This is a genomic window from Ruegeria sp. ANG-S4 (assembly GCF_000814005.1).
Classification (GTDB): domain Bacteria; phylum Pseudomonadota; class Alphaproteobacteria; order Rhodobacterales; family Rhodobacteraceae; genus Ruegeria.
On the sequence record NZ_JWLK01000001.1, the window covers coordinates 868,821 to 893,100 of the forward strand.

Annotated in this window: 24 protein-coding genes; 15 read left to right on the forward strand and 9 right to left on the reverse strand. The window is 58.6% G+C overall.

The window, feature by feature from the left end; all coding sequences use genetic code 11:
- The first annotated feature begins 14 nt into the window (after nucleotides 1–14).
- The gene (locus RA28_RS04405) at nucleotides 15–254 is read left to right on the forward strand and encodes a YdcH family protein (protein WP_039524089.1); all 240 of its coding nucleotides are present in this window, start codon (nucleotides 15–17) and stop codon (nucleotides 252–254) included.
- Between the two features lie 27 nt (nucleotides 255–281).
- Here the strand turns inward: RA28_RS04405 and RA28_RS04410 are convergent, their stop codons facing one another.
- Nucleotides 282–1,682, reverse strand: a complete 1,401-nt coding sequence (locus RA28_RS04410) for a helix-turn-helix domain-containing protein (protein WP_039524091.1) — start codon at nucleotides 1,680–1,682, stop codon at nucleotides 282–284.
- Between the two features lie 63 nt (nucleotides 1,683–1,745).
- Complete coding sequence (locus tag RA28_RS04415) at nucleotides 1,746–2,951, reverse strand: multidrug effflux MFS transporter (protein WP_039524093.1); 1,206 nt, start codon at nucleotides 2,949–2,951, stop codon at nucleotides 1,746–1,748.
- A 182-nt stretch (nucleotides 2,952–3,133) separates the two neighbouring features.
- On the opposite strand from RA28_RS04415, the gene RA28_RS04420 reads away from it, so the two are divergent.
- From RA28_RS04420 to RA28_RS04440, 5 genes are all read left to right on the forward strand, one after another.
- The gene (locus RA28_RS04420; protein WP_039524096.1) at nucleotides 3,134–4,666 is read left to right on the forward strand and encodes an acyl-CoA carboxylase subunit beta; all 1,533 of its coding nucleotides are present in this window, start codon (nucleotides 3,134–3,136) and stop codon (nucleotides 4,664–4,666) included.
- A 73-nt stretch (nucleotides 4,667–4,739) separates the two neighbouring features.
- Nucleotides 4,740–5,216 carry a DUF6497 family protein gene (locus RA28_RS04425; RefSeq protein ID WP_241481059.1) on the forward strand — a complete coding sequence of 159 codons (477 nt, stop codon included), beginning with the start codon at nucleotides 4,740–4,742 and terminating at the stop codon, nucleotides 5,214–5,216.
- 127 nt (nucleotides 5,217–5,343) lie between these two features.
- Entirely contained in the window at nucleotides 5,344–5,697 is a 354-nt protein-coding gene (locus RA28_RS04430) for a hypothetical protein (protein WP_039524098.1), read from the forward strand.
- 520 nt (nucleotides 5,698–6,217) lie between these two features.
- Nucleotides 6,218–6,421 (forward strand): hypothetical protein, encoded by a 204-nt coding sequence (locus RA28_RS22435; RefSeq protein ID WP_082029719.1) that lies wholly within the window; start codon nucleotides 6,218–6,220, stop codon nucleotides 6,419–6,421.
- A 117-nt stretch (nucleotides 6,422–6,538) separates the two neighbouring features.
- Nucleotides 6,539–8,584, forward strand: coding sequence for an acetyl-CoA carboxylase biotin carboxylase subunit (locus tag RA28_RS04440; protein WP_039524102.1), 2,046 nt, complete (start codon nucleotides 6,539–6,541; stop codon nucleotides 8,582–8,584).
- Between the two features lie 76 nt (nucleotides 8,585–8,660).
- Here the strand turns inward: RA28_RS04440 and RA28_RS04445 are convergent, their stop codons facing one another.
- Nucleotides 8,661–9,107, reverse strand: coding sequence for a DUF4174 domain-containing protein (locus RA28_RS04445; RefSeq protein WP_039524104.1), 447 nt, complete (start codon nucleotides 9,105–9,107; stop codon nucleotides 8,661–8,663).
- 169 nt (nucleotides 9,108–9,276) lie between these two features.
- Here RA28_RS04445 and scpA point away from each other — a divergent pair, with 169 nt between their 5' ends.
- The 6 genes from scpA to RA28_RS04475 all read left to right on the forward strand — a co-directional run bounded on the left by scpA (nucleotide 9,277) and on the right by RA28_RS04475 (nucleotide 14,745).
- A complete protein-coding gene (gene scpA, locus RA28_RS04450; protein WP_039524106.1) occupies nucleotides 9,277–11,403 on the forward strand; it encodes a methylmalonyl-CoA mutase in 2,127 nt (708 codons plus the stop codon).
- A 108-nt stretch (nucleotides 11,404–11,511) separates the two neighbouring features.
- Nucleotides 11,512–12,114, forward strand: coding sequence for a VOC family protein (locus RA28_RS04455; RefSeq protein WP_039524107.1), 603 nt, complete (start codon nucleotides 11,512–11,514; stop codon nucleotides 12,112–12,114).
- Complete coding sequence (locus tag RA28_RS04460) at nucleotides 12,111–12,599, forward strand: GNAT family N-acetyltransferase (RefSeq protein ID WP_039524108.1); 489 nt, start codon at nucleotides 12,111–12,113, stop codon at nucleotides 12,597–12,599. The genes RA28_RS04455 and RA28_RS04460 overlap by 4 nt, the downstream gene beginning before the upstream one ends.
- Nucleotides 12,600–12,644: 45 nt before the next feature.
- The gene (locus tag RA28_RS04465) at nucleotides 12,645–13,325 is read left to right on the forward strand and encodes a molecular chaperone DjiA (protein ID WP_039524109.1); all 681 of its coding nucleotides are present in this window, start codon (nucleotides 12,645–12,647) and stop codon (nucleotides 13,323–13,325) included.
- A gap of 3 nt (nucleotides 13,326–13,328) precedes the next feature.
- Nucleotides 13,329–14,342 carry an endonuclease/exonuclease/phosphatase family protein gene (locus tag RA28_RS04470; RefSeq protein WP_039524110.1) on the forward strand — a complete coding sequence of 338 codons (1,014 nt, stop codon included), beginning with the start codon at nucleotides 13,329–13,331 and terminating at the stop codon, nucleotides 14,340–14,342.
- Nucleotides 14,343–14,379: 37 nt separating this feature from the next.
- A complete protein-coding gene (locus RA28_RS04475; protein ID WP_039524111.1) occupies nucleotides 14,380–14,745 on the forward strand; it encodes a hypothetical protein in 366 nt (121 codons plus the stop codon).
- 11 nt (nucleotides 14,746–14,756) lie between these two features.
- Here the strand turns inward: RA28_RS04475 and RA28_RS04480 are convergent, their stop codons facing one another.
- The 4 genes from RA28_RS04480 to RA28_RS04495 all read right to left on the reverse strand — a co-directional run bounded on the left by RA28_RS04480 (nucleotide 14,757) and on the right by RA28_RS04495 (nucleotide 19,580).
- A complete protein-coding gene (locus tag RA28_RS04480; RefSeq protein ID WP_039524112.1) occupies nucleotides 14,757–16,301 on the reverse strand; it encodes a Ppx/GppA family phosphatase in 1,545 nt (514 codons plus the stop codon).
- Between the two features lie 49 nt (nucleotides 16,302–16,350).
- Complete coding sequence (locus RA28_RS04485) at nucleotides 16,351–17,040, reverse strand: DnaA/Hda family protein (RefSeq protein WP_039524113.1); 690 nt, start codon at nucleotides 17,038–17,040, stop codon at nucleotides 16,351–16,353.
- Nucleotides 17,041–18,114 carry an AI-2E family transporter gene (locus tag RA28_RS04490; RefSeq protein WP_039525782.1) on the reverse strand — a complete coding sequence of 358 codons (1,074 nt, stop codon included), beginning with the start codon at nucleotides 18,112–18,114 and terminating at the stop codon, nucleotides 17,041–17,043.
- Nucleotides 18,115–18,215: 101 nt separating this feature from the next.
- Nucleotides 18,216–19,580 carry an FAD-dependent oxidoreductase gene (locus RA28_RS04495; RefSeq protein ID WP_039524114.1) on the reverse strand — a complete coding sequence of 455 codons (1,365 nt, stop codon included), beginning with the start codon at nucleotides 19,578–19,580 and terminating at the stop codon, nucleotides 18,216–18,218.
- A 169-nt stretch (nucleotides 19,581–19,749) separates the two neighbouring features.
- Between RA28_RS04495 and proS the strand changes: the two genes are divergently transcribed.
- Nucleotides 19,750–21,090 (forward strand): proline--tRNA ligase, encoded by a 1,341-nt coding sequence (gene proS / locus RA28_RS04500; RefSeq protein ID WP_039524115.1) that lies wholly within the window; start codon nucleotides 19,750–19,752, stop codon nucleotides 21,088–21,090.
- Between the two features lie 30 nt (nucleotides 21,091–21,120).
- On the opposite strand, the gene RA28_RS04505 is transcribed toward proS, so the two are convergent.
- On the reverse strand, nucleotides 21,121–21,480 hold the full coding sequence (locus RA28_RS04505) for a hypothetical protein (RefSeq protein WP_039524116.1): 360 nt from the start codon (nucleotides 21,478–21,480) through the stop codon (nucleotides 21,121–21,123).
- Between the two features lie 392 nt (nucleotides 21,481–21,872).
- Between RA28_RS04505 and RA28_RS04510 the strand changes: the two genes are divergently transcribed.
- Together RA28_RS04510 and RA28_RS04515 are read left to right on the forward strand one after the other, a co-directional pair.
- Nucleotides 21,873–23,159, forward strand: a complete 1,287-nt coding sequence (locus RA28_RS04510) for a lipoprotein-releasing ABC transporter permease subunit (protein ID WP_039524117.1) — start codon at nucleotides 21,873–21,875, stop codon at nucleotides 23,157–23,159.
- Nucleotides 23,152–23,838, forward strand: a complete 687-nt coding sequence (locus RA28_RS04515) for an ABC transporter ATP-binding protein (protein ID WP_039524118.1) — start codon at nucleotides 23,152–23,154, stop codon at nucleotides 23,836–23,838. Before RA28_RS04510 ends, RA28_RS04515 begins: the two co-directional genes overlap by 8 nt.
- Here the strand turns inward: RA28_RS04515 and RA28_RS04520 are convergent.
- Complete coding sequence (locus RA28_RS04520; RefSeq protein WP_039525785.1) at nucleotides 23,822–24,259, reverse strand: DMT family transporter; 438 nt, start codon at nucleotides 24,257–24,259, stop codon at nucleotides 23,822–23,824. The genes RA28_RS04515 and RA28_RS04520 overlap by 17 nt on opposite strands.
- Between the last annotated feature and the right edge of the window lie 21 nt (nucleotides 24,260–24,280).

The window sequence follows — 24,280 nt, forward strand, 5'->3', positions numbered from 1 at the left end:
AGGAGCGAACAGGAATGTCCCACACACCGCATGAATTGGCCGAGGAATTCCCGGACAAGGTAGAACTCATGAGCCAGCTCAAGCAGAGCGACGCGCATTTTGCGCGTTTGGCAGATGAATATCACGAGATCAATCGCGCCGTTCATCGGGCCGAAACCAACGTAGAGCCGATGGAAGAACTCGCAGAGGTCGATCTGCGCAAAAAGCGTGCTGGGTTGAAGGACGAAATCTGGGCCATTCTGTCCAAGGCCTGACGCGAAAGGCGGGGTATACCCGCCTTTTTACGTGACTTCGTATGGCAGTGTCCCGCGCGTATGTGCGTCAATCGAGAGGCGACGTTCAAGCGGCGGCACCGAGCGTTGGTGGCAGGTCTGGCGCTCGCATATCCGGCACGAAATACCGATAGGCTCGTAGGCGCTTGCGTTGTCGATATCCAGATTGTCCGCATAAACCAGCGCATCGGCATGGCGCGTTTCACACCCCAAAGCGATAGCATACCGCCGCACAGGCGCGCCAAACGAGCCACCCGACTTTGAGACATCGCACGCAAGCGAGATGTAGCGCACGCCGTCCGGGGTTTCCGCAAGTTGGCGCAGAAAATGTCCCGGCGTTTCAAACGCGCGATGGACGTTCCAAAGCGGGCAAGCCCCGCCAAATCGAGCAAACTGCAAGCGTGTGGCCGAATGGCGCTTGGTAATTGTTCCGGCCTGATCGACTCGGACAAAGAAAAACGGAATTCCCTTTGCGCCGGGACGTTGCAGCGTGGACAGGCGGTGTGCGACTTGTTCGATAGAAGCCCCAAAACGGTTGCTGAGCAGTTCCAGGTCGTGCCGATCTTCCTGTGCCGCAGCCAGGAATTTTGCGTAAGGCATAAGCGACGCACCGGCAAAATAGTTCGCCAAACCGATCTTGGCGATTGATCGCGCCTCGTCGCTTTGGAACTTGGCAAAATCCAGCGTAGCCTCCAGCAGTTTGTCCTGACTGATCAGCGCAACCTGCAAGAGCAGTTGGAAAACCTGCGTCTGCGGGGCCGCGCGCGACGACAAGCGCAGGTTTTTTGCGGCTGTATCATAGCTGCGCAGCGTTTCGGTATCGGCAAAGCTGACCTGAATTCCGCGTTCCGTCAGGCTGTCCAAAGCCGCCTGACGTATGTTTCCCGTCTCATCTGCCCGCCCGGCGAAACGTTCTGCTGCGCGATCGACCGCATCTATGTAGTTGTCGCAATAGTGGAAAAAGTCGCGGACCTCCTCCCACGGGCTGGCTTGAATTTGCGCATCTTCCCGGCCCAACGCTTCGTCCAGAGAAGCCAGCCTTTCATGTGTTTGCCGATAGGTGCGGTGCAGTTCGATGAAGGCACGCGCAAGGGCCGGCGCATTTGATGCGGTCAGCCGAAGGTCGGCCAATGGTGGTATGTTGTCTGCGAATAGCGGATCAGCCAATGCCTCGCGCATATCCGATACAAGGCGTTCGCTGTCTCCGGTGCTCAGCTCGGTCACGTCCATACCGAATTCCTGTGCCAGCGCCAGAACAACCGTGGTCGAAATCGGCCGGTTGTTGTTCTCCATCTGGTTCAGGTAGGGCAAAGAGACGCCCAGCTTTGCCGCGAATTCCTTTTGCGTCAGCGTCAGACGCGTCCGCATTTCGCGCAGTTTTGCACCTGCGTAAAGTTTCTGGGTCGCCATAGCGTGCCTTTGCAAGTTTACTATTTCGGCAGGCTAACTTTGCAAACTATCTGGCGCAAGTCACTAAAGCCCCAGTTTTTTCTCTCTGCGGATGACGGACGTGATTGCAAGAATGGCAAGAACCGAAGTGGCCAGCATCAGCCACAACAAAGGCATGGCCCCTGTGTCAGGTGTCAGCAAGGCACCGGCCCAAGCGCTAAGTGCCGCGCCGCCCCCGAGCATGATTGCACCGCTCAACCCCGACGCCGTGGCCGCCAAGTGCGGGCGCACGGACAAAGATCCCGCAGTGGCATTCGGGATCGACATTCCGTTTCCCAAGCCCACGAACGTCATGAAGCCAAAGAAGCTGAGCGCCGTTCCCATATCGGCAAGAAACAGCACCGCTGACAGGGCGACTCCGATCGCGTTCAGCCAGCATCCCCACAGGACCATCCGGTTGACGCCAAAGCGCACCGAAAATCGTCCGCTGATGAAATTGCCAAAGAAGTATCCGATCGCAGGCGCGCCGAAATAGACTCCGATCTCTGCCGCCGTCATTCCGAACACAACCGTTCCGATGTACGGTGCGCCCCCGAGATAGGCAAAAAAGGCGCCCGAGGACAGCGCCGATGACAGCGAATACCCCCAAAATCGGGGCGATGTCAGAAGTTCGGGATATTCCCGAAACTGCTGCAGCAAGGTCTTGCCGCTTTTGGCGGATGTCTCACCGAAGTCCATGAAAGTAAGGCCGAGGGCGAAGGCACCCAAAGCAAACGGCAGCCAGAAATTGGCCTTCCAGCCGAATGCCTCCTCCAGCAAGCCGCCGATGGCGGGGCCGATCATCGGTACTACCGCCATACCCATCGTTACATATCCGATCATCGACGCCGCCTGATCTTGTGAATACATGTCGCGAACAGCAGCGCGACTTAACACAATGCCCACGACAATAACGGCCTGCCCCATTCGGAAGACCAGAAAAACCTCGGCAGTCGGCGCGTAGATGCAGCCAAGCGTGGCGAGCAGAAACAGCGCCAGCCCCCAAAGCAAAACCGGACGCCGCCCGGCCTTGTCAGCCATCGGCCCGATCAGAATTTGCAGCACCGCATTGACCAGCAGATAAAGTGCAATCGACAATTGCATGACCTTGTAATCTGCCTGAAAATACAAAGCCATATTGGGCAGGCTCGGCAGGAACAGGTTCATGCTGAGGGCAGACAAGCCGGACAGTAAAACCAGCGTGGTGATGGTCGGCGGCGACCGATGTGTAGATAGTGATCTGAACTGCATGGTTCACGTGTATAGGCAGGTTTCAGGGAATACTATTCGTCTTTGCGTCTCAAGCTGAAACTTAGCAAATTTACAGTATTCACAAGGCAAGTTGCCAAAAGTTTGCAAATTTGCTGAATATTTCTTTTGACAGTTTCGAACTGTCTGTATGGTCGCCCCAAATTTCACAGGGGACCATCGCCATGAAAGACATCCTTTCCGAGCTTGAAGATCGCCGCAACAACGCGCGGCTTGGAGGCGGACAAAAACGGATTGATGCGCAACACGCACGGGGCAAGCTGACGGCACGTGAACGCATCGAGTTGTTGGTGGACGAGGGCAGCTTTGAAGAGTTCGACATGTTCGTCAGCCATCGCTGCACCGATTTCGGAATGGAAAACCAGAAACCGGCCGGCGACGGTGTTGTTACGGGCTGGGGCACGATCAATGGCCGCATGGTCTATGTCTTCAGCCAGGATTTCACTGTGTTTGGCGGGTCGCTGTCCGAAACCCACGCTCAGAAAATCTGCAAGATCATGGATATGGCGGTGCAGAATGGCGCTCCGGTGATTGGCATCAATGACTCGGGCGGTGCGCGCATTCAGGAAGGTGTCGCATCGCTTGCCGGTTATGCCGAGGTGTTCCAGCGAAACATCATGGCATCCGGTGTGGTGCCGCAGATCAGTGTCATCATGGGCCCCTGCGCCGGTGGCGCCGTCTACAGCCCGGCGATGACCGACTTCATCTTCATGGTCAAAGATACGTCCTACATGTTTGTGACCGGACCCGATGTCGTGAAAACCGTCACGAACGAGGTTGTCACCGCAGAAGAATTGGGTGGTGCGTCGACGCATACAAAGAAATCGTCTGTCGCAGACGGTGCATTTGAAAACGACGTTGAAGCCCTGGCCGAGGTTCGTCGCCTGGTCGACTTCCTCCCTCTCAACAATCGCGAAAAGCCGCCGGTTCGCCCGTTCTTTGATGAACCAGACCGGCTTGAGACATCGTTGGATACGCTGATCCCGGATAATCCGAATACGCCTTACGATATGAAGGAACTCATCACAAAAATCGCGGATGAGGGTGACTTTTACGAAATTCAGGAAGACTACGCCAAGAACATCATCACGGGCTTTGTCCGGCTTGAGGGTCAAACAGTTGGCGTTGTCGCCAACCAGCCGATGGTTCTGGCGGGCTGCCTTGACATCGACAGTTCACGTAAGGCGGCCCGTTTCGTCCGGTTCTGCGACTGTTTCGAAATTCCGATCCTGACCTTTGTTGATGTCCCCGGTTTCTTGCCCGGGACGTCTCAGGAATATGGTGGTGTGATCAAACATGGCGCAAAGCTCCTGTTTGCCTATGGCGAAGCCACGGTGCCCAAAGTCACGGTCATTACACGCAAGGCATATGGCGGGGCGTATGACGTTATGGCGTCAAAGCATCTGCGCGGCGACTTCAACTATGCCTGGCCCACCGCTGAAATTGCGGTGATGGGGGCCAAGGGCGCGACCGAGATCATTCACCGCGCCGATCTGGGCGATGCAGACAAGATCGCGCAGCATACTCAGGATTACGAGGATCGGTTCGCCAATCCGTTTGTCGCAGCCGAGCGCGGCTTTATCGACGAGGTGATCATGCCGCAATCAACACGTCGGCGCGTATCGCGTGCGTTCGCCAGTTTGCGCGGAAAGCAGCTGAAGAACCCATGGAAAAAGCACGACAATATCCCGCTTTAGGCAATCTGGGAGGGCTGCGCCACCCAGGCCACATACCGCAAAACCGATAGGAAGCCAGATACGCGACCGCCTCATGACCTGCCACCTAGAAGATATCTCGACAAGGGCTGACAACGGCACCGATAGGCCTTGGAATGGCCTGATGTGCCGTTTGAACGCCATGAGTGTGGCGGTTCTGCTGGTGGCGCTTCAACCACAGCAATTGGCGGCTGAAAACCTGTTGCCGGTTCCATCCGGGCAGCCTGTTGAGCTGAGCAACGTGCTGCTGGATACGAACCCGGGCGAGTTGTGGGTGCGTTTTCGCTTTGTTGCGCCAAAGATCGGATCCAACGCGGGGCAGATTACCTATGACATCGCCGTGGTCGATATGGCGCATCTGTGCGAGGTGCTCGCCGTACCTTATGTCGCGCGACACGAGCTGGATCCGGCGCGCGTTGTCATCTCGTTCTCGGACCGTGCGTTAGACTTCGGAGTGTCGTCGCCTGATGCGACGCAGTTTTTTGAAGCGTACCGGCTGGAACAATCCGAGTGTGTTTGGGAAGGGTTCTGAAAATGACAGCCCGGCTGCGTGACATATTGGTGTTTTCCCCAATGATCCGGCCCGGGAAGGCGATGCTATCCGGCGACGCGATCAAACCCATTTGCGGTTCCCGCGCCACGAAAAAAGAGATTTCACCATGCTAAAGCATCGCGGATTTCCCGGACGTCTTCCGGGAACGGATTATCAGTTCACCATCCGTCGCGCCAATCCCAAAGGTGTCACACCTCTGACCCAACGCGAACGTTTCAGGGATCGCAAACCGGCTGACAAGCGTGCGGACGCCGCCTTTCTCGAGGCGCTCTGGCAGCATTTCGGCGATCAGCCGTTCGAGCGTGGCAACCTTGATGCCGGTAGGTTGAGCTGGCTGTACGGGCGCGAGGTGGTCGCCGCCGAAGATCCGTTTGACCCGGCAAGCTACGACGCATTGCTGGTCATAGATCCGGACGCGGCGCGTATATCCTTCCCCGACATCATTGACGGGGCGCGATAGTCATGCCTGTCAGTCTCGCAAACGAAACGAAATGCATGGCGGCGTCCGGGCGTTCGCGTGCTGCGATTTGGCGGGATATTGACGCTTGGCCGATGCGCGCGCGGAACAGGTCGCGTTCAGAGAAACTGCAGAAAGGGACCCGTCACACAACTGATCCGGGAAAATTTCGCGTCGGCACAATTCTGCGCGTGGGTTTTTCGGATGCGCGGGTTTCAGCCGGAATCGCAAATGGAAACAATCTTCTATTGGCGGGCAAAATTGTACCGGGCAATCTGATCCAGCCGTGCGACTCGACTTTGCCTGCGTCGCACATGCACCTACTATTCCGTACCCCTTCCTTCCGCGGGCAGGCTTGTGTTCCCCACATGGTCCTGTCCGCGGTTTTCTTTTTGCCTGTCGCGGGAAAAAAGCAGCAAAAACCTGCGCATAACCTGTCAGACTGGGCATTGATATTGAATAACAAGGCAGGATCGCCCCATCTGCCGATAAAGACAGCAAGAAACCAAAAGGGGCAGACATCATGCGACTCTCGAAACTCATCCTTGCACTTGCGATCTGCGGGGGCCTCACGGCCTGTGGCGATACAATTGGCGAACAGGCCATCCTGGGCGGTGGCGCCGGGGCGGTCGGGGCGGCCGTCCTCAGCGCAGACCCGCTGGTTGGGGCTGCGGTTGGCGCCGCGGGCAACGTTCTCTACTGCAAGGCACAGAACAACTGTAACTGACGCCGACTTTATCGGGGCAGGCCATGCCCCGGCTGAAATTGCGCAAAACGCCGTCGTGGGGTCATCGCCCTGCGGCGGCGTTTTGTGTTTCCAGACCACCAAGATAAAGGACGTTCCATGTTCAACAAGATCCTGATCGCCAACCGGGGTGAGATTGCCTGCCGGGTTATCAAGACGGCGCGTAAGATGGGGATTGGCACAGTCGCCATCTATTCGGATGCGGACAGGCAAGCGTTGCATGTCGCAATGGCGGATGAGGCGGTGCATATCGGCCCGCCCCCTGCCAACCAGTCCTATATCGTGATCGACAAGGTGATGGACGCCATTCGCCAAAGCGGCGCTCAGGCCGTTCACCCCGGCTATGGCTTTCTGTCCGAAAACGCCAAGTTCGCCGAGGCGCTAGAGGCCGAAGACGTTGCCTTTATCGGCCCCCCCAAAGGCGCGATTGAGGCGATGGGTGACAAGATCACCTCGAAAAAGATCGCGCAGGAGGCGGGTGTTTCGACGGTGCCGGGATATATGGGCCTGATCGAGGATGCGGACGAGGCCGTGAAGATCTCGAATGAGATCGGTTATCCGGTCATGATCAAGGCCAGCGCCGGGGGCGGGGGCAAAGGCATGCGGATCGCGTGGAACGATGAAGAAGCCCGCGAAGGTTTCCAGTCGTCCAAGAACGAGGCTGCCAACTCCTTCGGCGATGATCGGATCTTCATCGAGAAATTCGTGACCCAGCCGCGCCACATCGAGATTCAGGTTCTGTGCGACAGCCACGGCAATGGCATCTATCTGGGTGAGCGTGAATGCTCGATCCAGCGCCGGAACCAGAAGGTGGTGGAAGAGGCACCGTCGCCGTTCCTCGATCCCGAAACCCGCAAGGCCATGGGCGAGCAGGCGGTGGCTTTGGCCAAGGCCGTGGACTATGCCAGCGCGGGGACGGTCGAATTCATCGTGGATGGGGAAAAGAACTTCTACTTCCTCGAAATGAACACCCGCCTGCAGGTCGAACACCCGGTGACCGAGCTGATCACGGGCGTTGATCTGGTGGAACAGATGATCCGTGTGGCGGCGGGTGAGAAACTGTCGATCACGCAAGACGACGTGACCCTGACCGGCTGGGCCATCGAAAACCGTCTGTATGCCGAAGATCCGTATCGCGGTTTCCTGCCATCGATCGGTCGTCTGACCCGCTATCGCCCGCCACAGGAAACGGCCGCCGGACCGATGCTGGTCAATGGCAAATGGCAGGGCGATGCGCCCGACGGCGCTGCGGCTGTGCGCAATGATACCGGTGTCTATGAGGGCGGCGAGATCAGCATGTATTACGACCCGATGATCGCCAAACTCTGCACATGGGCCCCGACCCGCGAACAGGCGATCGAGGCGATGCGCGTGGCGCTGGACAGTTTCGAGGTTGAAGGCATCGGCCACAACCTGCCCTTCCTGTCCGCCGTGATGGACCATCCGAAATTCATCAGCGGCGACATGACCACCGCTTTCATCGCCGAGGAATACCCGGACGGGTTCGAAGGTGTCAGCCTGCCCGATGCCGACCTGCGCCGCATCGCGGCCTCCTGCGCGGCCATGCACCGTGTTGCCGAAATTCGCCGCACCCGCGTCTCGGGCCGGATGGACAATCACGAACGCAAGGTGGGCAACCGCTGGGTTGTTTCGTTGCAGGGGCAGGATTTCCCGGTCCGAGTCGGGGCCGATAAGGACGGCGCAACGGTTCGGTTCGAGGATGGCGCCAGTTTGCGCGTTGCGTCGGACTGGACTCCGGGTGATCAGTTGGCCGTCATGGACGTGGAAGGCGATCCGCTGGTCATGAAAGTCGGCAAGATTTCGGGCGGGTTCCGCATCCGGAATCGCGGCGCCGACCTGAAAGTTCATGTCCGACGCCCGCGCCATGCCGAACTGGCGCAGTTGATGCCGGAGAAACTGCCGCCGGACACTTCGAAGATGCTGCTCTGCCCGATGCCGGGCCTGATCGTGAAGATCGATGTTGAAGTGGGGCAGGAGGTTCAGGAGGGGCAAGCGCTCTGCACCATCGAGGCGATGAAGATGGAAAACATTCTGCGCGCCGAGAAGAAGGGCAAGGTTGCCAAGATCAACGCAGGCCCGGGCGACAGCCTCGCCGTCGACGACGTGATCATCGAGTTTGAATGATCATGTCCGAGTTTTCGCCATATCGCACAGGGTCTCCGGCACGCCACGCCGGGGTCTGCTGGTGTGGTGAAAACGTTCAGCCGCCCTCGCGCCGCTCGCGGATTTCGCGTTCGCGCAGGGGGGTTTTGTCGATGGACCGGCCAATCTCGCGCACGCTCCACGGCGCGGGTTTGCGCAGTTTGACCACGCCATCCTTGTCGACAAACACCATCTGGAACCCACGCGGGCGCAGCTGCGACCGGATCGGAGATCGCGCCTGTGGATCGGTGTCGGTCAGCACCACCACATCACGGTCGCGCATGGCGGCTTCGCCGTCCAGCAACATGTCGATCTGCTGTTGGAACCGGGGGTCTGCCGCTGTATCGGCGAAGACGACAATGGGCCGGTTGACCCAGAGAAACTCGTCCAGTGTGCTGTCGCCTGCAGGTCGGACAAAGGCGTCATCGGCAGGTGCGGTTCCGTCTGCGGCCAGTGCCGCCAGCGGTAATAGTGCTGAGAAAACAAGGGCAAGCGTACGTGTCATGTGGACTCCTGTTCCACTGAATATAGCCGCTGCGCAGACGAATGCGACCAGTGAAATGCAATGTGCGCTCAAATTGTCGCGCGCGGCCGCGCCGACCCGAGCAAACAAAAAACATCATCATGCGTGAGGCGATGCCCGCCGTGATCCGAATTGTGAAAAGGAAATCGCCATGACCGATACCAATGACTGGCAGGCGCTGGCCGAGAAAGAGCTGCGCGGTCGTCCTTTGGACGATCTGACCAAGGAGACGCTGGAAGGCATCGACGTCAAGCCGCTTTACACGCAGGACGACACGGCGAACCTGCCGCATATGGGGTCTCTGCCTGGCTTTGGGCCATTCACGCGCGGTGTGAAGGCCACGATGTATGCGGGCCGTCCCTGGACGATTCGGCAATATGCGGGGTTTTCAACCGCCGAGGAATCGAATGCCTTCTACCGCCGCAACCTGGCGGCAGGTCAGCAGGGGGTTTCGGTGGCCTTCGATCTGGCAACGCACCGTGGCTATGACAGCGATCACCCGCGTGTGGTCGGCGATGTGGGCAAGGCCGGTGTGGCGATCGACAGCGTCGAGGACATGAAAATTCTGTTCGACGGCATCCCGCTCGACAAGGTCTCGGTTTCGATGACCATGAACGGGGCGGTCATTCCGATTCTGGCCAGCTTCATCGTTGCCGGCGAAGAGCAGGGGCACGACAAATCCGTTCTGTCCGGCACCATTCAGAACGACATTCTGAAAGAGTTCATGGTGCGCAACACCTATATCTACCCGCCCGAACCGTCGATGAAGATCATCTCGGACATAATAGACTACACCTCGAACGAGATGCCAAAGTTCAACTCGATCTCGATCTCGGGCTATCACATGCAGGAGGCCGGGGCGAACCTGGTGCAGGAACTGGCCTATACGCTGGCTGATGGGCGCGAGTATGTCCGGGCCGCGACACAGGCCGGGATGGACGTGGACAAATTCGCGGGTCGCCTCTCGTTCTTCTTTGCCATCGGCATGAACTTCTTCATGGAGATTGCCAAACTTCGGGCCGCCCGCACGCTTTGGCACAGGGTAATGACCGATTTTGGCGCGAAATCCGAACGCTCGAAAATGCTGCGCACCCATTGCCAGACTTCGGGCGTCAGCTTGCAGGAACAAGACCCCTATAACAACGTGATCCGCACCGCTTATGAGGCGATGAGCGCCGTTCTGGGCGGCACCCAATCGCTGCACACCAATGCCTTGGATGAGGCGATCGCGCTGCCCACCGATTTCTCGGCCCGTATCGCGCGGAACACGCAGTTAGTGTTGCAGGAAGAGACCGGTGTGACGGATGTGGTCGATCCACTGGCCGGGTCATACTACATCGAAAGCCTGACCAATGAACTGGTTGAAAAAGCCTGGGCCCTGATGGAGGAAGTCGAGGAGATGGGCGGCATGACCAAGGCCGTCGCGTCTGGCATGCCCAAGCTGCGGATCGAGGAAAGCGCCGCGCGCCGTCAAGCCATGATCGACCGGGGTGAAGAGGTCATCGTCGGCGTCAATAAATACCGCAAGGAACAGGAAGACCTGATCGACATTCTCGATGTCGACAATGTGGCCGTGCGCGAGGCGCAGGTTGCCCGGTTGGAACGTATCCGCGCAACGCGTGACGAGGCGGCCTGCCAACAGGCGCTCGATGCACTGACCCAAACCGCCCAACAGGGCGGAAACCTTCTGGCCGCCGCCGTCGAGGCCGCTCGCGCCCGCGCATCCGTAGGAGAGATCAGCATGGCAATGGAAAAGGAATTTGGCCGCCACCGCGCCGAGGTGAAAACCCTGGCCGGTGTCTATGGTGCCGCTTACGAAGGCGACGAAGGCTTTGCCGCGATTCAAAAATCCATCGAAGATTTCGCCGAGGCCGAAGGCCGACGCCCGCGTCTGCTGGTCGTCAAAATGGGTCAGGATGGCCATGACCGCGGTGCCAAGGTGATTGCCACCGCCTTTGCCGATATTGGGTTTGACGTGGACGTTGGCCCGTTGTTCCAGACACCTGCCGAGGCCGCGCAGGACGCCGTGGACAACGATGTGCATGTGGTCGGAATTTCCTCGCAGGCCGCCGGGCACAAGACGCTTGCCCCCCAACTGGTCGAGGAACTGAAAAAAGCGGGGGCCGAAGATATCATCGTGATCTGCGGCGGCGTCATTCCCCAGCAGGACTATCAGTTCCTGTATGACCACGGCGTTAAGGCGATCTTTGGCCCCGGAACCAATATCCCTGAAGCAGCCCAGGATATCCTGCGCTTGATCGGCGAAGCCAAATCCTGACGTTGGCCAAGATTTTTCGTCGAAAAATCTTGTGATCCAGCGCCTTTAAGGAAAACATGCGATCAGACCGTCAAGGTCTGATCGTTTGTCGTTGAGAGAGGCTTTTTCATGTTATTGGATCATCTGGCAGTTGCGGGCGAAACGCTTGAAGCGGCCTCGGCTCATATCGAGCAGGCGCTGGGCGTGCGGTTGCAGGATGGCGGCAGACACGAAACCTTCGGGACCTATAACCGGCTGTTGGGCCTGCGCGACGGGCTTTATCTGGAAGCGATCGCCATTGATCCAGAAGCCCCCAACCCGCAGCGAACACGCTGGTTCGATCTGGATCGGTTCGAAGGATCACCTCGCCTGACCAACTGGATCTGCCGGGTCGAGGATATCGAGGCGTCGCTGGGCGTCTTCCCCGATGGTGTCGGCCAACCGATTGATCTGTTCCGCGGCGCATTGCGCTGGCGCATGGCGGTGCCGCCCAACGGACGTTTGCCGTTTGACAACCTCTTCCCGGCGCTCATCGAGTGGCAGGGTGATCTGCATCCGGCGCAGATGCTGCGGGACAGCGGCTGCCGCTTGCGCCGCTTGATTGTCTGCCATCCCGATGCGATTGAGCTTGCCAAGGGTTTGGGTGCGCTGGATCATGTTGCCTTTGACAGCGGCCCCGCAGCCTTGCGGGCTGAAATTGAAACGCCTCACGGGCTGCGTGTGCTGGAATGATCATCCGGCAGGCCAGGGCCGAAGACGCGCCCGCGATTGCCGCGATCTCGAACGCGGTCATCCGCGATACGCTGGTCACCTTCACCACCGATGAGCGCAGCATCGAAGGCGTCGTTGCGGATATCGAGGCCCGCGGTCCGGCATTTCTGGTGGCAGAGCGCGATGGCACGGTCGAAGGCTATGCGACCTACAGCGCCTTCCGTGCCGGTCCCGGATATGCAGCATGCCGCGAGCATTCGATCCAGTTGGCTCCTGAGGCCCGAGGGCAGGGGACCGGCCTTGCGCTGATGGAGGCGCTGGAAGCCTGCGCAATCGCGGAAAACGTGCATGTTCTGGTTGCTGGCATCTCATCGGCCAATCCCGGTGCAATCGCGTTCCATTCGGCAATCGGGTTCGAACACGTTGGTCGTATGCCCGAAGTCGGGCAGAAATGGGGTCAGCGACTGGATCTTGTCCTGATGCAGAAAATACTTCGCCCGCAGTGATCTGTCACACCTGACAGTTCCGACGCGGCACGCTAGGGTGCGGCCATGTCGATCTGGACCCGCATATCCGATGCCATCAGCGCGCTTGCACAAGGTGAAAGCCTGACGGCTGTTTTCGAGAAACTGCGCACGCCGCCTGAAAGGTCGGTGGCGTTTGCCATCGCCGTCATTGCGCTGGGTGCCAAAATGGCCAAGGCCGACGGCCAGGTGACACGGGATGAGGTCACAGCGTTCCGTGATGTTTTCCAGATAGCCCGCGAAGACGAAGCGGGCGCGGCCCGTGTGTTTGACATGGCCCGCACCGACGTAGCCGGGTATCAGGATTATGCCCGCAAGATTGCCCGGATGTTCGCGGACGACAGCACCACGCTTTGCGATTTGATGGAAGGGCTGTTCCACATTGCCATGGCGGATGGTTTTTACCATCCGAATGAAAATGAGTTTCTGGAACAGGTCAGCCGCATCTTCGGTCAGACAGAGGCGCAATTCATGGCATTACGGGCGCGATTCGTCCCGGATGCGCCCAGTGATCCCTATACCGTTCTGGGTGTCGCGCCCGATATGCCGATACCTGAGATCCGCAAAGTTTGGCGTCAATTGGTCCGGGACACGCATCCTGATGCGATGATGTCGCGGGGCGTGCCCGAAGAGGCGGTGCGCCTGGCCGAAAAGAAAATGATCGACATCAACCGCGCCTGGGACGAGATCAATGGCGCAAGAGTGTGATCCGTGCGTCTGGCGACGTACAACATAGAATGGTTCGCCAACCTTTTTGACCGCAATGATGAACTGATCGCGGATGACAGTTGGTCGGGCCGTCACGACATTACGAAAACCCGGCAAATCGAGGCTATTGCAAAGGTCTTGACCGCGTTGGATGCGGACGCCGTCCTGATCGTCGAAGCGCCCAACACGGGCAAGTCCCAGAATACCGTCCGCGCCTTGCAGGGCTTTGCCGAGGCCTTTGACCTACGAACGTCCCGCGCCGTGATGGGGTTTCCCAACGATACGCAACAAGAACTGGCCTTGCTGTTCGATCCTGACGCTTTGACTGCGCGTCAGGATCCAAAGGGCGAACCCGCAGGTCAGGCTGGCGGAGGTCATGCGCCAAGGTTTGACACCACCTTCCGCATTGATCTGGATGTTGACGCAACCAAAGACAGCGTACAATTCTCAAAACCGCCGTTGGAATTGGCGGTCGAAACCGCCGCCGGAAACGCGTTTCGACTGATCGGCGCGCATCTGAAGTCAAAGGCACCACATGGGGCCGCCACGCGGGATGAGGCGATCCGGATATCGATCTCTAACCGTCGCAAGCAGCTGGCGCAGGCCATCTGGTTGGCACAACGGGTTGAGGAACATACCGAAAAGGGCGAAAGGGTGATCCTGCTGGGCGATTTGAATGATGGGCCCGGACTGGACGAGTTCGAACATCTTTTCGGGCGATCTTCGGTCGAAATACTGCTGGATTCCGGTCTTTTCGATCCTCATGCAGTGCAGGTTCATGGACCGCGCGCATCCGCAGCGTTATCGACAGCCCGCTTCGCGCGTCCGGGCGAGGGGCGCTATCTTGAAGCGCTGTTGGATTACATCATGGTCAGTCAGGACTTGCGTGCGCACCAACCGATCTGGCGCATTTGGCATCCCTTCAAAGACAACGCTTGCTTTTCTGTTCCAGAGCTGCGCGATGCACTTCTGGACGCGTCAGACCATTTCCCGGTGACGTTGGACATTGCGCTGTAACCTTTCAACCAAGTCGGTCATCCCTTATATTCAAAGCATGAAACGCGCTCTGACCATATTTGCTGTATGTGCCACATCTGCACTGCCTGCTGTCGCGCAGGATGATGATTCCAAGTCGTTGATGGAGCGAGGCGCAGAACTGTTCCTGGAAGGATTGCGGCAGGAAATGGAGCCGACCTTTGAGGATTTGCGCGGTCTCGCCGAACAATTCGGACCCGCTATGCAATCCTTTGTTCAGGAAATGGGGCCGGCGCTTGCCGATCTGGCGGCACAGGTCAAGGATTGGAGCGCGTATGAAGCGCCCGAAATGCTGCCAAATGGGGATATCATCATCCGCAAAAAGCCGCAGCAGGATGAGCCCGACGTTGAAGAACCCGCGCCGGAAGGCTTCACGGATATCTGAGTGGGCGCCGGTCAGCCGCGCATGATCACACGCGTTTCGGACTTGACAGCGTTGGCGAGCGAGTTGAACCGTGCCTCGGCAACCTCATTGAACAAAGGCGCGGCATTCTTTGGCAATATCAGGTCAAGCTGTTGCTTTTTGGGGAAAAACCGCAGCTTGCCCATGGCGACGTTTGGTTTCATCCATAGCATCGCACCAAAGCGCATGGCCTTTCCAAGAATTTCGGCCTGTTTCTGTTCACGCTCGTCCAACAGCTCGTACAGAGGTGCAAACCGGTTGCCTTCGCGCTTGTTGCGGTAGCGATGCTGCAAAGCCAGCCCAATGAACACCCGTTCCGAGTGCTTAAGGCCGCTCATATTGGCGCGGGTCACGTATTCAAAGCAGACTTCGGCGCGGTAATCGGGATGCGCGCGCCAGCTGACGTCGTGCAACAAGCATGCAGCCTTGATCAGTCGCATCTTTTGCTGCGGAGCCGATTTGAACAGCGGAATGACAAAATCGAACAAATGCTTTCCGAACCCGGGAAGTCGCGCATCCTTGGCTTCGGCAAAGCGGCTGGCTTCGATCAACGGGTCGCGGTCGCGCAGACGCTGCGGCATTTGCTGATACAGCAGCCCCTCGCGGATACCATAGCTGGAGATGGCGATGTCTTTGGGTTTAAAAGTCCGGATCAACCGCGCCAGAACGTCCATCGCATAAGGAATCAAAGCCATACGTGAGCCTGAAACACCGGCCTGACTGCGCAACTTGTCCGGGTCTCCCTGTTCAATGAATTTGATGGTCTCCTGCACCGACTTGTGCGTCATGCGATACTCGTGCAGCACGTTCAGCGGATAACCGCGGCGCAGCATGTCCAACCGTGCGAAAGCCCTCCAGCTACCGCCGACCAGAAACAAGCGATCACGCTGCGGGCCCATCTGATCCCGCATATCTTCCAGCGTCTTTTTGATATGCGCCTTTCTTGCGCGCCGACCGCCCTTGATATCGCGCAGTTTCAAAGGCCCAAGGGCAGACGTCATGCGGCGACCCACCTCGCCGCCGCCGATCTCGGCCAGTTCAACCGACGAGCCGCCGATGTCGCATATCAATCCATATGCTCCGGGCCAACCCAGCAATACACCCTGCGCGGACAGGCGGGCCTCTTCCTCTCCGTCGACGACATTGATCGTCAGGCCGGTTTGGGCCTCGACCTCTTGGCAGAATTCCGGTCCATCCCTGGCTTCGCGCACGGCTGCGGTTGCCACGACATGCAAGTCGGGTAGCCCCAAATCCTTGGCCAGCGCCTGAAAGCGCAGCAAGGCCGCCATCGCGCGCTCGCGTCCCCGCGGGTTCAGACGGCCTGTGTCCGAGAGACCCGCCCCAAGTTCGCACATGACCTTTTCGTTGTAAAAATATGCCGGGGATCGCGCTGCACCGTCAAAGATGACCATCCTGACCGAGTTTGATCCCACGTCCACAACGCCAACCCGCGATAAGGCCCGCGCGCCCGGATCGTCGAACAATGGCCTGCCGAACAGGCCGTAATCCGATGTGTCAGTCTCGGCTGTCTGATCCATGAAGTCCCCAGTCCTTTGGGCCACAGGATGCGAAATCGTCATTCTTTGGTCAATCTTCCGTATTGTTGGCGGCCTGCAGCGTGTTCAAACAGCGCACGGCCAAAACCCGTGTGATTTCGCGCTTTTCGCTCAGCGCAAGATCGTCCAGATGTTTCACAACCGCTGCTGCGGCCTCAAAGCTGCGGTCCATGTGTTTTACAAGATAAGCGATCACGTCAGGGCCAGGATTCAATTGGCGATCGACGAACAACTTGGCCAGAACCGCCCCAAGCAGCGCGTCGTCCGGCGCTTCAAGGCTGACGTGATGTGATCCTTGCACGCGGCTTTGCAGATCGGCCAGCGACAAGCCCCAGAATGTCGGAGCTTCCCGCCCTGTCAGAAGCAGCGCATTGCCCTCGGCCAGCGCCAGGTTGTGCAGGTGGAACAGCGCGTTCTGTCGTTCTGCGTCACCTGCGATCAAAGGCACGTCTTCGACGGCCACAGGGGTGTTGGCCAATTCCGGGACATCATCGTGGCGCAGCGCGGTCGAGCGCACGATCTGCCCGCCGGTCTCGGCAGCCCAGACATGGGCGAGATGGGTTTTTCCCGCGCCAGCCGGTCCACTCAGCACCAGTTTGTTGCCCGGCCACGACGTGGCCGAGATCATGGCGACGGCCAATGCGTTAGCGGGGGAGACAAAGAAATCCTCGCGGCCCAAGGCTGTCTTGGACGGAAGATCAAAACTGAGCTGCGTGGCCATTTACTCTGGGTCCCGGGCCTGCCCATCCAGGCCGGTGTACAAGCGGCTGTTAAGGTATTGATGCGTGGCGAACCGCGCCAGAACCCCAAGCGCCGCCGCCACCGGAACGGCAATCAACATGCCGACAAAACCAAAAAGTGCGCCGAACACCGATAACGCAAGCAGCAACCAAACCGGATGCAAACCAACGGAACTGCCGACCAGTTTAGGGGTCAGGAAGTTACCCTCGGTCACTTGACCCAGCATGAAAATACCGGCGACCAAGGCCACGTGCGTCCACTCTCCCCAGAATTGGAACAGGGCCAATCCGATTGCCAACGTTCCGCCGATCAATGCGCCGAGGTAGGGGATGAACGTCACCAACCCGGCTATGGCACCAACAATCAGGCCGAACTGCAACCCGACAACCATCAATGCGATTGCGTAATATGTTCCAAGGATCAGGCACACGGTACCCATGCCGCGCACGAACGAGGCCAGAACCGCGTCAATCTCGCCGGCAAGGCGTTTGATTGTCGGCGCGTGATCGCGGGGCAGTAGCTCTCCGATACGGGCGATCATGCGATCCCAGTCCAACAGCAAGTAGACAGCGACGACCGGAACGATCACAAGCAAAACGACAACGTTGATGGCTGATCCGACCGAGGCCAGAACGGTTTGCAAGACGTCCCCGGTTTTGGACTTCAGCGTTTCACCGAAGGATACAAGCATCTGGTGGGTGCTGGATTCGCGGTCCAGCAGCGACGGGAACTGTTTCTCGATAAACGCCCGCATTTCCTTGAACAGGTTGGGCATGACGTCGATCAGATCAAGAAGCTGAGTGATGAGGGCCGGAACCACCATCAGGATCATCAGCACGAACCCCAGCATTCCGACGACCGTGATCAGGGCGGTCGCGGCGACGCGCGACAGACCCAGTTTTTCCAGACGGTCTGCTACGGGATCCAGAAAATATGCGATGGCACCGCCGATCACGAATGGCAAAAGCACGTCGCCCAGTAGCCAAAGCACAAGGATAAAAACGGCCGCGGCAATGCCCCAATATCTCAGCTGATCCTTAACCGGCAAAGCCATCGTGCATCCTTCTGTTGCGGTGCCTGAAGTGTTCTTGGCCCAACGGGCCAAGCGATGCAAGGGCTTCATGCGGCAAGGGATTTGCCGGGTTCGCGCGATGTTCAGAACACACGGACACCTTGACGGTCGAGTTCCGCGTGAACGGGGCTCAGGTTCAATTTGTCCAGATCTTTATTGCTCTTCAGTGACAAGGCCGCCGCAATGCCCGCGCCCTGTCCCATGACCGCACAACAGGCCATGTTCCGTGTCGCTGCGTGGGCAACCCGATCTGCCCCGTGCGAGCGTCCTGCGACCAGCAGACCTTTGACGCCCTTCGGCAGCATCGAACGGTAAGGGACCTGCATATAGCGCCCGGTCGTGGGTAGGATCAGAATGCCATAACCATCGATAAATTCAGGGTAAATGCCAATCGAGTCTTCGAAACGCCCCTCATGGCGAGCGTCCTCTTCGGTCATGTTGTAGACCGCGTCGATCTTGCGGGTGTCGCGGATGCCAATGGTCATCCCGAAATTCCGCAACCGCGCGTTTTCACAACCGGGCATGAAGCGGCGCAGCGCCTCGATGGCCAGCATCGACTGGCGGCGTCCCTCGATCTCGCCCTTCGTCAGGCTGTCGGGGTCGGTGCCGTCGATCTCGGCCAGATGGATCAGGTTCATATAGGTCAGTTCACCCGTGTCATGCATCGCCCCCCAGGTGCCTGCGATGGTGTTCAGATGCGGCGGGATCAGGCCTTGGTCGATGGCCTGCTGAAAGGGTTTGTGTACGAAGGGTGAGAACATATCGTCCTCTTTGCCCGAGGTTTCGATGTTCCACTCACCTCCGCCGCCCCAATCCTTGTAGGTCTGCGGGTCGGCCTTGACGCCTTCCATGAACGCGCGCTTGTCGACACCGGCCAGATGAAACATGACCGACGCCGCCATCATGTCCTCGCGCGGGGTTTTATGTGTTGGCGCGCCCGCACGATGGGCCACGTCCGCGTCACCGGTTGCGTCTATGACAACGCGGGCCAGAATCGCTTCGCGACCTGCCTTCGACTCGGTGATCACGCCGGTAATCCGGTTGCCGTCCATGATCGGAGCCACGAATTGCCGGTGCAGCATGGGATGCACTCCGGCTTCCTCAACCAGTTTGTCGGCCACCAGCTTGAACCCCTCGCTGTCCAGCTCATAGCTCAGCGATTGGCTCTCGGGCACGGCAGCACCCATATCCTTGGCGCGGGTCTCGAACTCCAGCCCGATACCGCCCGCCTCAACCGTTTGTTCGTGGCGGTACCAGGCGAACCCCTCGACACCGACGGTGGTGATATTGCCGCCCATGCACCCAAACCGGTCCATGAGCGTAACCTCGGCTCCCGCGCGCGCTGCGGCCAAAGCGGCGGCCAGCCCGGCAGGGCCAGAGCCCACGACCAGAATATCGGTTTGATGGATCACGGGGATCTGGCGGGCGGGTTCCTGAATCGTCTGCATCGGCGCCTCTTGGTTTTACAATTTCGGCACAATTGAAGAACATGACTGACGGGTCAATCAAAAAAACAGGCAGGCCACGGCTCGCAAAATCGCCAATGCCCGATTGCCCCCGGCGAGGCTTTGGCATAATCACCTTTGAAGTCGAATTCTTTGCTTTGAAGGTCCACCAATGCGCCTCAGCCGTTACTTTCTGCCCGTACTCAAGGAAAACCCGTCCGAGGCGCAGATCGTCAGCCACCGGCTGATGCTGCGCGCCGGCATGATCAAGCAGGCCGCCGCCGGGATTTATTCGTGGCTGCCCCTTGGGTTCAAAGTCCTGCGCAAGCTCGAAAACATCGTGCACGAGGAGCAGGCGCGGGCGGGTCACATCGCGATCCAGATGCCGATCCTGCAATCAGCCGAGCTGTGGCGCGAATCCGGGCGTTACGATGATTACGGTCAGGAAATGCTGCGGATGCAGGACCGCCACGGGCGCGACATGCTTTATACTCCCACGGCCGAGGAACTGGTCACCGATATCTTCCGCGGGAACGTCAACAGCTACAAAGACCTGCCGCTGACCCTCTATCAGATCCAGTGGAAATTCCGTGACGAAATCCGCCCGCGCTTTGGCGTGATGCGGGGGCGCGAGTTCTACATGAAGGACGGCTACAACTTCGACCTGACCAAGGAAGACGCGCTGCACGCCTATAGCCGCCATCTGGTCAGCTATCTGCGCACCTATGAGCGGATGGGCCTGCAAGCCATACCCATGCGTGCCGATTCCGGCCCGATTGGTGGCGATGACACGCATGAGTTCCTTGTGCTGGCAGACACAGGCGAGTCCGAGGTGTTCTATGACAGCGCCGTCACCGATCTGAGCTTTGGTGATCGCGAGATCGACTATGACAGCCGCGAACAGTGTCAGGCGATCCTTGAAGAGTTCACCTCGAAATACGCTCGCACCGACGAAACCCATGACGAGGCGCTGTTCAATCAGATCCCGGAAGAACGCCGCCGCGTGGCGCGCGGGATCGAGGTTGGCCAGATCTTCTATTTTGGCACCAAGTATTCCGAACCTCTGGGTGCGACCGTTCAAGGCCCGGATGGCAAGCCGGTTCCGGTTCACATGGGCAGCCACGGTATCGGGGTCAGCCGACTGGTCGGCGCGATCATCGAGGCCAGCCACGATGACAAGGGCATCATCTGGCCCGAAGGCGTGACACCGTTCCATTGCGGTATCGTCAATCTGAAGCAAGGCGATGAAGAGGCTGATGCGGCCTGTGACAAAATCTATGCCGCGCTAGCCGCACTGGGGCTTGAGCCGCTTTATGATGATCGTAACGAACGGGCAGGCGGCAAGTTTGCCACGATGGACCTGATCGGTCTGCCCTGGCGCATCACTATCGGGCCGCGTGGTCTGAAAAACGGTGTGGTCGAACTGACCAGCCGCCGCACAGGCGAAAGCGAAGAACTCAGCCCCGAGGCTGCGGTGACCAAACTCGCTGAAATCTACAAGGGCATCGCCTGATCCGGGCGATGCGCAAGGCGCTTGCGGACCTTAGGAGCGATTGACTGTTGGCCGAGCGGCCAGCAAGTCACCGTCGGCGTCGCGCCCTCTGGCAACCACGATGGGACGGCCCATCCGGCCAACCAGCTCTTTCAGATCCAGACCCAGAAACCGTAGGCCGCAGACCCGTTCGTTCGTCGCACGATCCGTGATGCACAAAGACCCCTGACGGAACGCCAGACGATATCCTTTGTCTCGCAGGATGTCTGTCAGGTTGCTCCAGCTTGCTGCGGTTGCAAATAAAGGCCGGATCGCCGCTCTGAGCAGCGCGGCCGTTTCGCAATCCAATTCTGATGATGCTTTGCGGGCCAAAATCGGGCCCGATTCATAAATGTTCTTTTGAATACCCATGAGCGACCTCCCGCTCTTAACTCTTAAAACTGTGTCCCCCGAACTGTAGGGTGACAAAATTACACAAAATAAGCAAAGCGCGAAACATAGTTACGTAGTAAATGTTGCTTTAAGGACTCGCATTATTGCTTTACTCGTCACATTGACTTCATAGCTGAAACAATACCCGGTTGTCTGTGAAGGGCTTCACAACTGAGGGTATATTAATCGGGAATCGCTTTCTCTGCTGGCTAGAGTGGATTTCGTACGCACGTCCGATGATTCGATTTGTCGAGAGCCTGAACCCTGCGTTCGGCGTGGCTGGGCCGGGTTGCCTCGACAAATGACACATCTGCCTTGACCATCCGTTGAAATGCCGAAAGGGTCGCCGCGACACAATTGCCGGAGCAGTAATGGCCAAGACGCCCCCGCCTTTCGCCCCATTTGAATGGAAAATAGCATGGCGCTATTTGCGTGCCCGTCGCGCCGAAGGCGGCGTCAGCGTGATGACGTGGATTTCGCTGATCGGCATAACACTTGCTGTGTTTGCGCTTATTGCAACATTGGCAGTTCGGTCGGGGTTCCGGTCCGAATTTGTCGGAACGATCCTGGGCGCAAATGCGCATGTGACGGTTTACTCCGCTGGTGAGATCGACGCGCAGGGTCAGGTGGATCGGACGATTTCGGACTACGACGAAACGGCGACGCGGATCGCAGAAGTGCCGGGCGTCGTAAGGGCCGCGCCTTTGGTCAAGGGGCAGGTTCTGCTGACAAATCGTGACCGCAGTACCGGTGTCGAAGTCTTTGGGATACGGCGGGATGACCTGTTCCGCTTGCCCGGTATCGCCGACAGCGAACAGGCGTATGGTGATCTTTCGCAGTTCGAAAACGGAATAGCTATCGGGTCCGGTGTGGCACGCGCAATTGGGGCAACGGTCGGGGACACGATCAGGATGACATCGCCCAATGGGGTCAAAACCGCCTTTGGGACCTCGCCGCGCGTGAATGCATATGACGTCGTCTATGTTTTTTCTGCAGGTCGGTACGACATTGACCGAACACGGGTCTACATGCCCTTCGCCGAAGCGCAGAGCTTTTTCAATCGAGACGGCGTTGCGGATGAAATTGAGGTCATGGTCGAACAGCCCGAAAACATGAACCCGGTGTTGATACCGATTTTGGAAGCCGCGGGGGAACGCGCGCAAATCTGGACCTGGCAGGACGCGTCCGGCGGCTTTTTGCGGGCGCTGGAAGTCGAAGACAACGTGATGTTCATCATCCTTTCGATCCTCGTTTTGATCGCCGCAATGAATATCGTGTCCGGTTTGATCATGCTGGTCAAAAACAAAGGCAGGGATATCGGAATATTGCGAACGATCGGCCTGAGCGAGGGATCAGTCCTGCGCGTGTTCTTTATTTGTGGTGCCTTCACCGGGATAATCGGGACCGTGATGGGTGTTGTGCTCGGATGTCTGTTTGCCCTGTATATCGATCCGATTTTCTCGTTCGTGAATTTCGTGATGGGTGGGGGTGTCTGGGACCCTGCAATTCGCGGAATTTACGCCCTTCCGGCGGAACTGCATCTGTCGGATGTGCTTAAGGCGGTTGGTTTGTCCTTGGGTCTGTCGTTTCTTGTCACCTACTTTCCGGCCCGCCGCGCGGCCCGGCTGAACCCGGTCGAGGCGCTGCGCTATGAATGACGCGACACTTCGGCTGAGTGGCCTGACAAAGACTTACCTTACCGGCACACCCGGAGAAGTGCAGGTTCTGCGCGGTGCCGATCTTGAATTGCGCGCCGGAGAGGCCGTTGCCCTTGTCGCGCCGTCCGGGGCAGGGAAATCAACACTCTTGCATATTGCCGGGCTGCTGGATTCACCGGATGCAGGTGTTGTTGAGATCGCCGGTCAGGACCTGAAGGGCAAAGGCGACCGCACCCGGACGGCAATCCGACGCCAGGATGTCGGGTTCGTCTACCAGTTCCACCACTTGTTGCCCGAATTCACGGCGTTGGAGAACATCGCTTTGCCGCAGCTGGCCAACGGCGCGTCAGAAAAAGCTGCCAGAGATCGGGCGATGACGTTGCTGGACAGGGTCGGCGTTGCCGCGCGGGCCGATCATCGTCCGGCCGCGCTTTCGGGTGGTGAACAGCAGCGGGTGGCGTTTTGTCGGGCGCTGGCCAACAGCCCGCGCTTGTTGCTGGCGGATGAGCCGACGGGAAATCTGGATCCCGAAACATCGGATCAGGTTTTCGAAGCGCTCATGAGCCTCGTGCGCGAGGACGGTCTTTCAGCGTTGATTGCCACCCACAACTTTGACCTCGCGGCCCGAATGGACCGGATGGTGCGGCTGGAGGCCGGTGTGCTCAGGCCAGTTGAGTGATTGCGACCCCCGCCGCCATCACTGCGATTCCACCCGCACGCATCCAGGTCAACGGCGTGACCTGAGCGCCGAAAAGCCCGTAATGGTCGATTGCCGCCGTACTGATCAATTGTCCCAACAGAACAAAAAACACCGCGTTTCCGACCCCGAAATGAGGGGCGACATGGGTAATGGATAGCACATAGAACGCGATGAGAACGCCAGCCAGAAACAGATGTTTTGGCGCTTGCGCGGCCTTGGCAAACGCCTGACCGCCCGGCATCACAAGCAACACTAATGCAGACGCAACAAATGCAATCGCAAACAGGATGACGGCAGCGGTTGTCGGCGATCCGATCAACCGCCCCAATGCCGCATTCAGTGCCGCAAGAATGGGGATACCGATCCCGGCCGCCAGCATGATCGCTGCGTATTGTGTCATGAAGCTCACCTGTGCGCTGCC